The organism is Bradyrhizobium sp. SZCCHNR1093 (genome assembly GCF_032381175.1).
In the GTDB taxonomy this organism is placed as follows: domain Bacteria; phylum Pseudomonadota; class Alphaproteobacteria; order Rhizobiales; family Xanthobacteraceae; genus Bradyrhizobium.
Genome location: NZ_JAUHJJ010000009.1, coordinates 12,520 through 24,738 on the forward strand (window position 1 = coordinate 12,520; position 12,219 = coordinate 24,738).

General features: G+C 63.4%; 14 protein-coding genes. 2 read left to right on the forward strand and 12 right to left on the reverse strand.

Going from position 1 to position 12,219, the window contains the following annotated elements:
• Entirely contained in the window at positions 1-309 is a 309-nt protein-coding gene (locus QX070_RS24555) for a BA14K family protein (RefSeq protein ID WP_315739739.1), read from the forward strand.
• A 139-nt stretch (positions 310-448) separates the two neighbouring features.
• Complete coding sequence (locus QX070_RS24560) at positions 449-985, forward strand: hypothetical protein (protein ID WP_315739740.1); 537 nt, start codon at positions 449-451, stop codon at positions 983-985.
• A gap of 441 nt (positions 986-1,426) precedes the next feature.
• Here QX070_RS24560 and QX070_RS24570 read toward each other — a convergent pair whose 3' ends face one another.
• From QX070_RS24570 to QX070_RS24625, 12 genes are all read right to left on the reverse strand, one after another.
• Positions 1,427-2,335 carry a flagellin gene (locus tag QX070_RS24570; RefSeq protein ID WP_315739741.1) on the reverse strand — a complete coding sequence of 303 codons (909 nt, stop codon included), beginning with the start codon at positions 2,333-2,335 and terminating at the stop codon, positions 1,427-1,429.
• A gap of 15 nt (positions 2,336-2,350) precedes the next feature.
• Positions 2,351-4,108 (reverse strand): flagellar hook-associated protein FlgK, encoded by a 1,758-nt coding sequence (gene flgK, locus QX070_RS24575; protein ID WP_315739742.1) that lies wholly within the window; start codon positions 4,106-4,108, stop codon positions 2,351-2,353.
• Between the two features lie 27 nt (positions 4,109-4,135).
• A complete protein-coding gene (locus tag QX070_RS24580; protein ID WP_315739743.1) occupies positions 4,136-4,588 on the reverse strand; it encodes a flagellar protein FlgN in 453 nt (150 codons plus the stop codon).
• A 15-nt stretch (positions 4,589-4,603) separates the two neighbouring features.
• Positions 4,604-4,873, reverse strand: coding sequence for a hypothetical protein (locus tag QX070_RS24585; RefSeq protein ID WP_315739744.1), 270 nt, complete (start codon positions 4,871-4,873; stop codon positions 4,604-4,606).
• 3 nt (positions 4,874-4,876) lie between these two features.
• Entirely contained in the window at positions 4,877-6,115 is a 1,239-nt protein-coding gene (gene flgE, locus QX070_RS24590) for a flagellar hook protein FlgE (protein ID WP_315739745.1), read from the reverse strand.
• A gap of 22 nt (positions 6,116-6,137) precedes the next feature.
• Positions 6,138-6,803 carry a flagellar hook assembly protein FlgD gene (locus QX070_RS24595; RefSeq protein WP_315739746.1) on the reverse strand — a complete coding sequence of 222 codons (666 nt, stop codon included), beginning with the start codon at positions 6,801-6,803 and terminating at the stop codon, positions 6,138-6,140.
• A gap of 458 nt (positions 6,804-7,261) precedes the next feature.
• Positions 7,262-7,534, reverse strand: coding sequence for a hypothetical protein (locus QX070_RS24600; RefSeq protein ID WP_315739747.1), 273 nt, complete (start codon positions 7,532-7,534; stop codon positions 7,262-7,264).
• Between the two features lie 232 nt (positions 7,535-7,766).
• A complete protein-coding gene (locus tag QX070_RS24605; protein WP_315739748.1) occupies positions 7,767-8,192 on the reverse strand; it encodes a flagellar export chaperone FliS in 426 nt (141 codons plus the stop codon).
• On the reverse strand, positions 8,192-9,907 hold the full coding sequence (fliD, locus tag QX070_RS24610; RefSeq protein ID WP_315739749.1) for a flagellar filament capping protein FliD: 1,716 nt from the start codon (positions 9,905-9,907) through the stop codon (positions 8,192-8,194). Before fliD ends, QX070_RS24605 begins: the two co-directional genes overlap by 1 nt.
• A 61-nt stretch (positions 9,908-9,968) precedes the next feature.
• Complete coding sequence (locus tag QX070_RS24615; protein ID WP_315739750.1) at positions 9,969-10,793, reverse strand: flagellin; 825 nt, start codon at positions 10,791-10,793, stop codon at positions 9,969-9,971.
• 138 nt (positions 10,794-10,931) lie between these two features.
• The gene (locus tag QX070_RS24620; RefSeq protein ID WP_315739751.1) at positions 10,932-11,636 is read right to left on the reverse strand and encodes an RNA polymerase sigma factor; all 705 of its coding nucleotides are present in this window, start codon (positions 11,634-11,636) and stop codon (positions 10,932-10,934) included.
• 400 nt (positions 11,637-12,036) lie between these two features.
• Positions 12,037-12,192 carry a hypothetical protein gene (locus QX070_RS24625; RefSeq protein ID WP_315739752.1) on the reverse strand — a complete coding sequence of 52 codons (156 nt, stop codon included), beginning with the start codon at positions 12,190-12,192 and terminating at the stop codon, positions 12,037-12,039.
• Positions 12,193-12,219 lie beyond the last annotated feature (27 nt).

The following is a 12,219-nucleotide window of genomic DNA, read 5'->3' on the forward strand; positions in this document are numbered from 1 at the left end:
TTGCGGTCACGGTTCCGGTCGCCGACCCCAGCGACGCAGAACGCGACCGAGCCGCAGCAGGTGCAATATCGCCACTGGCGCGGCGGTTACGGTCCTCGCCACGGCTATTACGGCCATCGCCACGGCTATGGTGCGGGTGCCGCCGCCCTCGGCGGCCTCGCGGCCGGCGCGATCATCGGGGGCGCCATCGCCGACAGCCGCGCCGAGGCCGCCAACGCCCAGGCCTATTGCGCCCAGCGGTTCCGGTCCTACGACCCGGGCTCCGGCACCTATCTCGGCAATGACGGCCTGCGCCATTCCTGCCCGTAACGACACCAAGGTCGATGCCCCCCCCGGCATCGACCGCCGCCTGGACCAATGGCGCGTGACAAAACGTCCGCTGCGACAAATGCAACGAAGTTCGTCTCGTCCGGTTGAGCATAGCGCTGAATCAACGGGAGACATCAGGATGGTCACCTTCAAAGCCGCCGCGACGCTCGCCATCGCCGGCGCACTTTCTGTATCCACGCTGCACTCGGTCTCGGCTGCGCCGCTGACGTCGCTGTCGGCAGCCGCCAAACCGAGCGTCGAAAGCTCGAATGCCGTGCAGGTCCGCTACGGCGGCTGGCATGGCGGCTGGGGCGGCGGTGCCGCGATCGGCGCGGGGCTGTTGGCGGGTGCCCTGATCGGATCGGCGATCGCCGCACCCTCCTACTATGGCGGCTACGCGCCCTATCCCTACTACGGCGGGTACCGCTACGCCGCCTATCCCTACGGCTATGGCGGCTACTACCCGGCCTACCGGCCCTATTACGGCGGCTATGGCTACAGCTACGTGCCGCGCCCGATCTATCGCAGCTACGGCTATTCCTATGGCCCGCGGCCGTGGCGGCACAGCTACGGCTATTACCGCGGTCCGGGTTGGGGCCATCATGGCTGGCACGGCGGCCGTCATTTCGGACACCGCTACGGTCATGGCGTGATCCGCGCCCATCATCGCTGGTGATGTGATTTCGCTGGTGCGTGGGGCTCGCCCGACGCACCGGCACGGCGATGCGCAACCTCCGCCGCGCGGATGACGTACTCGTCATGATCGCGCCAGACGAACACGACAAATGTCGCCAACGCCTCATTGCGCCGGGCGCGATTACCCACCAGATCTGCTCGAGAGCCATGACCGTGGCGAGGAAGGCGCAGACGACTCCGGTGCGGAATTCCTTGGCAGCTCGACGTCCTGATCATCCTCTTCCCGCAGATGGAGCTGCTGGACTTCCGCGTTTTCCTTGATCCGCCCATACCCACCCCACCGATCGCGCGCAGCGCCGCTGTCGAACGTCGCAATCGCAAGCCGGGCAAGTGAGAGGTCCGCCGACGAGATGCCCGCCAGCGAGCCGCATGGTTTGAATCGGCAGTCCGGCTCTGCTGGGCCCGCACGATGTCCCGAAACTCACCGCAGGTAGCTGGCCAGGTTCAGGCTCTGGATCTTGGAGATGGCGGTATAACTCGCCGTGAGCTGGGCTTGATAAGTCGAGAGCTGGGCGGTGACCGCAGCGACGTCCACGCTGGTCAGGTCGGTCGCCAGACTCTCGGCATAGCTCTTGTAGTCGGTCTGCTGAGACTTCGCGCTCTCGATCCGGGACGCTGCATCGGAGACCTTGGCCTGCACCGTGGCGACATCGTCCACTGCTTGATCGGCAAGCGTCAGCGCGGAGGTGATGTCGGTTCCAGACAGGGTCGAGCTATTCGCAACGAACTTCAGAACACGCATGACCTCCTCGAAAGCAGGGTTGTCGGCGGTCACGCCATACGTCACGGACTGGCCGTCGGAGACACGGACCGAGGCAAGCTCGCTGTCGCCCTGATAATAGCTGGTATCCGTCGTGGCCAGCGATCCCGAGCCGGACGCGAAGGTCGAGGTATCGGCAGCCGGAGTCGAGGTGCGCCCTCCGCCGAACAGATATTGCCCATCATACTGGGTGTTCAGAATGCCCGCCATCTGCTGCAGCAACTGCTGCGCGGTACTGATCGCCGACGAGGTTCCCGTGCTGCTGCCGGAGCTCGCGGCGCTCAGGGCCGTGCGCAGCTGACTGACGATGTCGGACACCTGTCCCACCGCGGAATACATGACTTGCACCTTGCTGTCGGCCAGGGTCGCAGCATCGATATAGGATTGCGCCCGCGTGACCGAGACCTGAAGATTGACCACGTGCTGAGTGTCGGCGCCGTAGCCGGCGAGATACTCCGATTTCAGCCCCGAGGCTTCCTGCACCTGGAGATTGGCCATGGTCGCCTGCGTCCGCAGCGCGCTCGTGATCATCTGGTCGGAGTTCGAGAATGTCGCAATCCGCATCGTCATGATCTGCGCTCCGGACTAGGTCGATTGCACGGCAGTGAGCAACGAAGAGAACATGCTGTTGATCACGGAGATCAGCTGCGAGGCGGCAGCGTATTTGTTCTGCAGCGAGCTCAGCCGCGCGGTCTCCTCGTCGAGATTGACGCCCGATTGCGAGGACAGCGAGCTGGCATAGCTCGACTGGGCTGTCGACTTCGCGGTGTAGGCAGTGGAGGCCTGCGAAGCCTTGCTGGCGACATTGGCGACGATCGCCGCGGCATAGTCGGAAAACGAGCCGGTCGTTGCGCTGAGGCCTTCGGCCGACGCAAAGCTGGTCGAGCCGGTGAGCTTGTCGATGAGCGCATTGATAACCGTCGCCGAGCCGGCCGTCAGCACCTGGCTGCCAGTCGTCAAGGTCGCAGAACCGTCGAGCGTGCCGGTCGGCAGACCAGAAGCGCCGCTCGAGATGCTGCTGTTGACGGCAAAATTGGCGGCGCTCGTGCCGGTGACGAGATCATTCATGCCGAAATAGTTGGAGAAGCCGCTGCCGCCGACCGCACTGGTCATATCGTTGATCGCGATGCCGCTCGACGACGACGTGGCGCTGATCGACAGGTGTCCGCTGGAGTCGATCGAGGCGGAGACCCCGGAGATGCCGTTGAGCGCCGTGACCAGATCGCCCACCGTCGCGTAGGACGACAGATCGAGATCCTGGTACGAAACGAGATTGCCGCTCTGGTCAGCCACGGCGATGCGGACCGTTCCGGACGCCGACAGGGCGGTCGTGCTGCTGACGCTCGCCGACCCGGTCAGAGTGGCCGGAGGTGGCACGGCCGACGCGCCATTGCTGATCTCATTCAGCGCCGATTTCAGCTGCAAAGCCAACTGATCGAGCTGGGTCTGCGCGGCCGGCAAGGTCTCGTCCCGCAACGTGACCAGCGAGCCGATCTTGCCCGACGTGATCTGGGACGTGACGTCGACGCCGTCGACCATGATGCCGCTGAAGCCGCCGGACGCATAGCTCGAAGCCGCCGAGACATTCGCCGAGGCCGTGTAGCTCAGCGCGTGCGCCGAGCTGTCGACGAGGGCTCGCCCCGACGAGGTATAGACCTGAAGATCGCCATTCGACGCCGTGTAGTCGCTGACGTTCATGTAGGACGAGAGGTCCTGCAGCGCGGCATTGCGTTCATCCTCGAGATCCGCGGTCGATTGGCCGGACGCTGCCATTCTGCGGATCTCGACATTGAGATCGGCGATCTGCTGCAGGTCGTCGTTGACGCTCTGAACCGACGACGCGATGTCCTTGTCGGCGTTGGCGCGCAACGTCTGCACGCCACCAGAGGTGCTGCGCAGCTGGCTGGCGAAATCGTCCAGAGCGCTGACGACGGCCGATTGCAGCGAAACACTGCTGGGCGAGCTTGCCAGCGACGACAAGGCGGACGCCAGCGATGCAAGAGAGTTTGCCAGCGACGTTCCCGTCGTCGAAGTGCCGGATGTGGACGCGCTGCCGAACAGCTGCTGCAGTTGCGTCAGGTAGTTGTTGGTGGTGTCGGCCGCGCCGAGCTCGGAATTGGCTCCGATCAGGGATTTCAGCAGCAGCTTGTCGACATTGCTCGAAATGCCGGTAATCGAAACACCGGTCCCAACTCCCCCGGTCACATTCGTGACCTGGTTGGCCGTCTTCTGCGTATACCCCTTCGTGTCGGCGTTCGAGATGTTCGACGACGCCACGCTGATCTGCAGCTCCGTGGCCGAGATGCCGCTGAACGCGACCAGCCGTGCTATGTCGAGCGACATCACTCTACTCCCGCTGCTGGGCGGCCATCATGCCCTGACATTGGTTCCACAGGACGTCGCACGCGCGGTGCGTCGCCCGCCTGCGCCATAGGGCGACGCATTCGCGATCTGCTCGCGGATCGCCTGCATGACTGCCTCGATGCGACGATTGCTGGCTTCGATCGCAGCCCGCAGCCGAACGAGGTTCTCGTCCATCGCGCCACGCAGGTTAAAGATGTGCTCCATGAGCTGTTCGCGCAGGACGCGGTCGCGGACGTCGAGACTCGCCGTTCGCCTGGCGCATTCGGCAACCCGCTGCTCAAACAGCCCGGCGAGCCGATTCTTGTCGTCAAGCTGCTTGGAGCGCGAGGCCGGGAGCCCTTTGGCAAGCTCCGCATTCTCCTCCGACACCACCGCGATGAGCTCGTCAATCAGCGCGATCAAGGTCCGCACTTCATCTTCGCTGGCCGGCCGCTGATCGGCCTGAACTGCGTGTTTCATCCTGTCGCTCCCATCCTACTGTTCACGCTGCGGTCGGCGGCTGATCTGCGCGACACGGGCGTAGGTATTCAGCGCCGTCACCCTCACGGTGGCGACCTTGAGCTCTTCGTCGAGCAGCGCGCATTCACGCAGAAGCTTTCGTCGGACCGTTTCGATATCGTCAATCAAGGTCAACAGTTGCGCGCGGTCGTCCTTGCCGACGGTCGCGGCGCGCAGTCTCAGCCGCCGCAGCTTCTTCAGCAGAGCCTCGCCCTCGCCGAGCCGCTCCCTCTTCAGGTCGGCCATGATCTACCTCATCGACGAGATCAGGGTGTCGTACATCTTGTTGACCGCCGAGATCACCTGCGATGCCGCCGAATAGGCCTGCTGAGCCGAGATCATATTGCTGAACTGGCCCGTGGTGTCGGTCGTACTCGACTCCAGCTCACTGCCGTAGATGGTTCCTGCACCATTCTCGCCGGATGCCTGCAGGGTCGCATTGCCCGACGTCGCCGTCGACGTGTACATGCCGCTGCTATGCGCCACGAGGCCATTGGGATCGGCGAAGGTCGCCACCGCGATCTTGTAGATCGGAACCGTCTGGCCGTTGGAATACGTCGCCTCGACGAGGCCGTTCTTGCCGACCGAAATGCTGCTCAGCGTACCGAAAGAGATGCCATCGGAATTGGCACTGAAATTGGAGACGCTCGGCGTCGTGCTGCCGGATGACAGCTGGGTCAGACCATCGGTGCCGCCGCCCGTCGTGCCGAAGCTGAGCGCGATCGAGCTGGCCGCCGCGCCGTTATTCCAGGTGATGCCGAGATTGGTCGAAGAGACCGTGCTCAGCGAGCCATCTGAGTTGAAATCGATTGTATAGGTGCCGCTCGTCACGGTGCCGTCCGACGCCGTGGCCGGCGCGAAATCGGCGGTCCATTCGTTCGCCGTCGCCCCCTTGGTCCAGGTGACGTTGAGCGTGTGCGATTGCCCCAGCGAATCGTACACCGTCATCGAGCTGCTGAAGGTATCGCCGCTCGCGGCATCGGCCGGCAGGTTGGCGGCGAGCGACGTCTTGGTGGTCGCTCCACCATTCGTCAGCGCAACCTTGGTGTTGATCGATTCGAGCCCATTGCCGACCACGTTGCCGCTCGCATCGGTGCGCCAGCCTTCGAGATAATAGCCGTTGTTCTCGAGGTAGCCGGCATTGTCGGTGGTGAACGCGCCGTTGCGGGTGTAGAAGGTCTCGCCTCCGGCCGAAGTCGAGTTGGTCGCGACGAAGAAACCCGAGCCCTGGATTGCGACATCGGTCGCGTTGGTGGTGGCGGCCAGCAGCCCCTGCTGCGTGATATTGGCACGGCCGGAGACCGAGACGCCACCCGAGGAATAGGCTTTCGAGCTGCTCGATGCCGTCACCAGCTGCTCGAACAGGCCGGACGTGGTCTTGTATCCGGTCGTATCGGCGTTGGAGATATTGTCGCTGATCATGGCGAGCGATGAACTCTGCGCGTTGAGCGCCGAGATCGCCGATGACAGGGCTCCAGAAAGACTCATGATTGTACTCCGGGTAATGCCGTCAGGAGGTGACGCCGATAATGTTGCTGGCGCTGACCGGAACGCCGCCGACGGTGAGCGACGGCGTGCTGGTCGAGGTGTCGATGCCGGTTACGGTCCCGGTGATCGTCGTGTAGTTGAGAACCGAGGTGCCCGCGGAGTCCGTCGCCGTCACGGAGATCGTGTACTGGCCGCCGTCGCTGAGCTGATTGCCGCTGGAATCGGTGCCGTCCCAGGTGATCGAATTGGCGCCCTTGTTGCCGGTCCCTGTGCCGGTCCAGACCGTGCTTCCGGAGGAATCCTTGATCGATATCGAAACGTTCGATGCCGCCGACGAGAGGGAATAGCCGAACGTCGCCGAGCCATTCGAGAGAACGGCAGTGTCACTCTTGGCCTCGACGGTGTGACCGATGTAGTTCACTGAATTAAGCGTCACCAGGCTCGAGAACGAGCCAGCCAGCGAGGTCATGCTGCTGTTGAGCGACTGCTGCGAGGTGTAGTTGGCGTAGGACGTCATCTGGTTGATGAAGTCGGTCACGCTGGTCGCGTTGAGCGGATCCTGGTTCTGCAGTTCGCTCACCAGGAGCTGAAGAAAGTCGGTCGAACTGAGTGTCGTACGCGATGCGTCGCTGGATGATGAGGTCGATGAGGTGGTCGCGGTCGACGAACTCGCGGCGGAAACAGTCATGACGGAACTCCGGCTCGCGCCGCGAACGGCGGCGGGACACAGCACGACCACACGGTCGCGAAGGCGTTTGCTGATCAAACGGCCGGAGCGCCGAATCCAGGCGCACAATTAGTCGGTCGAATTAGTTGATCCGACGGCAGAATTTGCCGGCGCGCGGTTGCGCAGGGGCGGCAAAAATCGCCTGGTGCGGGGCCCCGCTCTGCATCGGCAGCGCGGCCTCGCGGCGCACTCGGCCGGTGGGCAGGACGAGACCAGCAGAGAGTATGGACGGCGCGACCAGGTCAGATCGGCTGCACCCGTCGCGTCATCTCCCGCGCCACGGCTCGCGTCGTCGCACTCGGGCGCCCCCGATTCATGCGCAAGCGAGCTCGACAAATTGAGGGTGATGGTGTTGCGGTTCCGGCGCCCACGGCCCAACCGGCCGAAGCGCAGTCGCCCAAGCTCGGCCCTGGCGGAGCTCAGCCGGGCTGGTGGGCGTCAGCCGGGGCGGTTGACGCTTCCTCTTGGGTCAGGCGGTTGGCCGCAGCAAGGATACGCGACGTCAAGCCCGCGGGTGCACGAACCGGCGGCGACGACAGCGCCTCACGAACAAGACGTGCCTCGGACAGCAATCGATCGGCCTCGGGAGAGGATGCAAGCAGATCAGCAGCCGATTGACGCTGCTCGGCTGGCCAGCGCGAGATGTCCTCACCCAGCCTACCGATCAGATCCTCGAATTCCCTGACGTCCATCGTCCGCCCAATCCAGCGCTTCCGGCTTGGTCATAAAGCATTCAGCCCGCGAACGAAATTGATATCGGCAATTGTGACGATCGACCGCAACCGGACGCGGGAAACTCCGTATTTTTCGGGAGCCGTCTGCACGCGACGCCGCACTGGATACCGAAACGGGAGACAATGCAGCCCGTTTCTGATCGGTTTCCCAAGATTTCCGCAGTGCGGCAGGTGCCTGATTCGGACAGAGCTACCGACGGTTGGCCGAATCACCGGCTGCTCGCTTTCCCCGGGCTGCCGCATCGACCGCCTCCCACGCCTCCCGCAGCTCCAGCAAACTTTGAGTGATCCGCTGGAAATTCTCGCGCATGTGAGGTCGACCGTAGGCCCGCAGCGCGGCCACGATCAGGGCGTTGTAGGTTCCGAACAGCTGGTCGGCGACCGGCCCGCCGCGCGTTGGATCAAGGTGAAGGCTCAATCCGCGCAGGATGGCGGTCGCCCGGGTCACATGGATGTGCCCCTCCTCGAAGCGGCGGGCCTCCTGCGCCTGCAGCGACTTCTGCAAGCTCAGCATCGCTCCGTTGAGCAGCATGATGACGGCCCGGAGCGGCGGAACGGCCACCGCAGCACCGCGATAGGCCTGACTTGCGAATTGCGCCATCGAATTTTGGGTCATCAGTTACTCGAACTCGCGTTGAGAAGGGCTTTTAGATAAGTGAGCGTGTTGTTGGCGCTCTCGATGGCGGCCTGATATTTGGCGTATTGCGCCGTGAGCTGAGTCTGGAACGTGGCGGCCGAGCTCTTGATGTCATCGACCTTGGCCTGCATCGTCTCGTCCTGCGAGGTCAGATTGTCGATCAGCGTCTGCAGCGATCCCGTGCTGGACGATGCGGTCTTGGCGATCTGGTAGATCTGGGTTGCAAGCCCCTGTGTGGAGGTCACGGTGACCGATTGCGACGTCGAGCCGGTGTAGGTGAAGGCCATCCCGGCATAGATCGTCCCGGAATTGCCCACGATCGTGTTGCCGCTGACCGTGAACAGCGAGCTGTCGCCGCCGACCGACGCGGTCGTGAGCGTCCCCGACGAGTCCACAGTCAGATCCAGGGTGAACGACTGCGGCGACGATCCGGTATTGACCACGCTGAGCTGGCTCGACGAGGTCGTGGTCTGCGCCGACAACAACGTCGTCACGCCGCTCAGATTGGTGCTGAGGATCGTCGACAACGTGCCGGTATCGAGCTCGAGCTCGTTCTTCTCGTTGAACGACAGGCCAAGGTCGGCCATCGTCAGCCCGCCGACCGAGGTTCCGAGCACGGCCTGGAGCGAGTTCATGATGTCGCGCATGGTGCCGTCGCCGAACAGGACGGAGCTCGAGGACGCCGTCCCGTCTGAATTGGTGGTCTGCTGCGCGATCACGGCATCGCGGAATGCGTTGTAGTCGGTGACGAATGTCTGCAATGCCGACGAGATCTGGCTCGTGTCCGTCCCGATGGTGACGGTCAGCGTCGTTCCGGACGGAGTCGCCTGCAGCAGATCGAAGGTGACGCCGCTGAGAACGTCGGTGATGTCGTTGGTGTTGCGCGTCAGGCTGATCCCATCGAGCGTGAATTCCGCCTCCTGCGCCGTCTGCAGCACGGTCGTGAAGGCACCCGAGCTGTCGGTCACGCCAAGCTTGTTGAGCACGTCGTCGCCGGACGAGCTGGCATAGGTGATGTCAGCGGAATCCTGGGTTCCCGTCAGCACCAGCTGATACGACCCGCTCGATACCTGGACGATCGACGCCTCGACATTGGTCGTAGAGGTCTGGGCATTGATCGCGTCGACGACATCCTGCAGCGACATGCCGCTGGTGATGGTGATGTCGGCCGTGCTGCCGCCGGATAGGCCGAGCGAGAACGTGCCGGAATAGCCGAGTGCCGCGGTCTGGCTCGACTGCGCCGTGCCCGTCACCTTATGTGCGGTGGCGATCTGGCCGATCGTCAGCGTGTGGCTGCCGGTCGCAGCACCGTTGCTCACCGACATCGACAGAGCCGATGAGGCGCTGACGTCGCCGGTCGCGCTGATGGTGGCGGCCCGCGTGGCGAAGGCGTTCGTCGCAAGCGAGTTCACCATCGACGTCGCCAGTGACGACAATCCCGAAGACAGCGTCTTCAGCGCAGTCTGCAGCGTCTGGTAGGCCGTGATCTTGACCTCATTGGCCGTGATCTTGGTCGAGATCTGGGTCGCCTGGGTGAGCTTGGCATTGACCGCGGATTCGATCAGCGCAGTCCAGTCGATCGTGCTCGTCGTGCTCGTTCCCGACGTCGTGAGCGAGCTGCTCGAACTCGTCGATGATGAGGAAGAAGACGACGTCGTGCCGCTCGTGCTCGAGGTTGCGCTGCTCACCGTCATCTATCGTCGTCCTCCGAGGGAAGGGCCGGACCGGCGTGGCGCCGGCCCGGCAGATCGCAACTCAGCCCAGCAGCTTCAGGAGGTACTGCGGGATCTGGTTGGCGGCAGCTTCCGCCGACACCGCGGCCTGGGTCTTCACCTGCGCCGACGACAGTTTCGCCTGCTCCGACGCGATGTCGACGTCCTTGATCGCAGAGTTGGCCGATTGCAGGTTCTGCGTCTGCGTGGAGATCGAGTCCGCCGAAAAGTTGAAGCGCGATTCCTGCGCGCCGATGTCGGCGCGGGCCTTCGACACGGTGTCGATCGCGGTGTCGAGAGCGGTCAAGGCTGCGGTCGCGCCGGTCTGGGTGCTGACGTCGAGCGACGAGACGCCGAGCGTGCTCGCGGTGAGATCCGACAGCGTGATGTTGATGGTGTCGGACGCGGACGAGCCGACCAGGACCGAGACGCCCGACGAGAAGGTGCTGGTCCCGTCGAGCAGGCTCTGGCCGCTATAGCGCGTTCCGGTCGCGATCGACGAAATTTCGCTGATCAGCTGCGAGAATTCCGACTGGATGTAAGTGCGGCTGGTTCCGACCGTGGTGCCCGATGCGGACTCTGAGGCCAGCGACTTCATGCGCGCCAGGATGTCGCTGATGTTGGACGCGCCGCCATCCGCGGTCTGCAGGATCGACGTCGCCTGCGCTGCGTTGGTCGCGGCCTGCTGCAGCGTGGTGATGTCCGAAGAGATGCGCGTCGAAATGGCGAGACCGGCCGCGTCGTCCGAGGCTGACGTGATGCGCGAACCGCTCGACAGCTTGGCGAGCGAGCTCGTCTCCTGGTTGGAGTTGATGTTCAGGTAACGGACGGCGGAGTTGGCGGCGATGTTGGTGGAAATTGCGGGCACGGTGAGGACTCCTGAGTGATCGGCAAAGCACGCCGCATCGTGGAAGGACTGACGGTGCGGATCGGCCCCGTCTGACCGATCAAACGGAAGCGCCTGCGGGATTCAGGCGGGATTTCTCCTGCGCCGAGAATTTTATGGTTAGCAATCCGTGAAGGCGCCGCGAATGTCGCGCTCGTGACGCCGCAGCATGTCGCGCAGTTGCTGGCGTCCCCGCTTCAACAGGGACTCCACGGCGGCCACTGTCGTGTCCATCACCTCGGCGATCTCGCCGTTGCTCATGTTCTCGTGATACGACAGGATCACGGCGATCCGTTGCTGCTCCGGAAGCCGCTGCATCGCCCCCTCCAGGAGGACGCTGAGCTCCGCACGCTCGATGACGCTCACTGCATCCGGCTTGCCGTCCGCAACCTCTGGTACCACGTCGACATTCTCGGTCCGCGGCTTGCGGCGGATGTCGATGCAGCGATTGCTGACGACGCGATAGAGCCAGGTCGAGAATTTGGCGCGACCGTGCTGCCACCGCCCCCGGTGAGTCCAGACCTTCAACATCGTGTCCTGCACGACGTCCTCGGCGTCGGCGGCATTGCCGACGATGCGCAACGCAATCGCATAGGCGCGATCGATGTGGCGCTCGACGAGAAGACGAAATGCGAGCTCCTCTCCGGTGGCGAGCCGGTCGAGCAGGTCCTTGTCCTCGTCGAAGACCGCGGCCTCGCCTGGCGGCGCGGAGTCGGGAACCGTGCTGGCCGACTCGCTCGACGACAGCGCCGCGACGTCCGGGGACCCCGGCTCTTTCGAAGATATGCCATCGGCCGGGGCCCAGACGTCCAGCGCGTAGCTCATTTCCGAATCTCCAACCCGCAATGCCGAATGCGGCATTCGCAGACGGCTTCCGATCGTTGAACGCGGCGACCGAAAGAAGCAGGCGAAGATTTTTTGTGATTTTTCAGGTAGTTAGATGGAATGTTTTGCCTAGGGACAGGCAAATTCTGCCGCACGCGGATCGAGCGCCCGACGATCGTTGAGAAAGAGAGGCCGATGTTCGGCATGGCGGGGGATTCATTCCAGAAGACGAATTCAGCAGAAAACGCGAGCTGCAACGCTTACTAACAGCATCCGTGGATGCATACCGCGCACACAAAGTCCGCGGTTGAGCAAGGTTCGGAATTGTTGCGAAACGATCATCTCGCCCGGCAATTTTTTCCGAATCACCTCGACGAAATTATCGCATTTTTCGACTCTGTCAGTTGCCGCGGACGCGATTTTTGAATCGCGTGACGATTTTTGCGACATTGCGCGCCTGATCCATCGCGTTCGTACGAGTTGCTGATAGCACGATAGATGAAGCGATCGACGCGCTGCGTCGCGCGCCGCCGACGCGCGCGTAGATGGCCATCATGTCTATAGCGTCAACGAATGTTGCTGA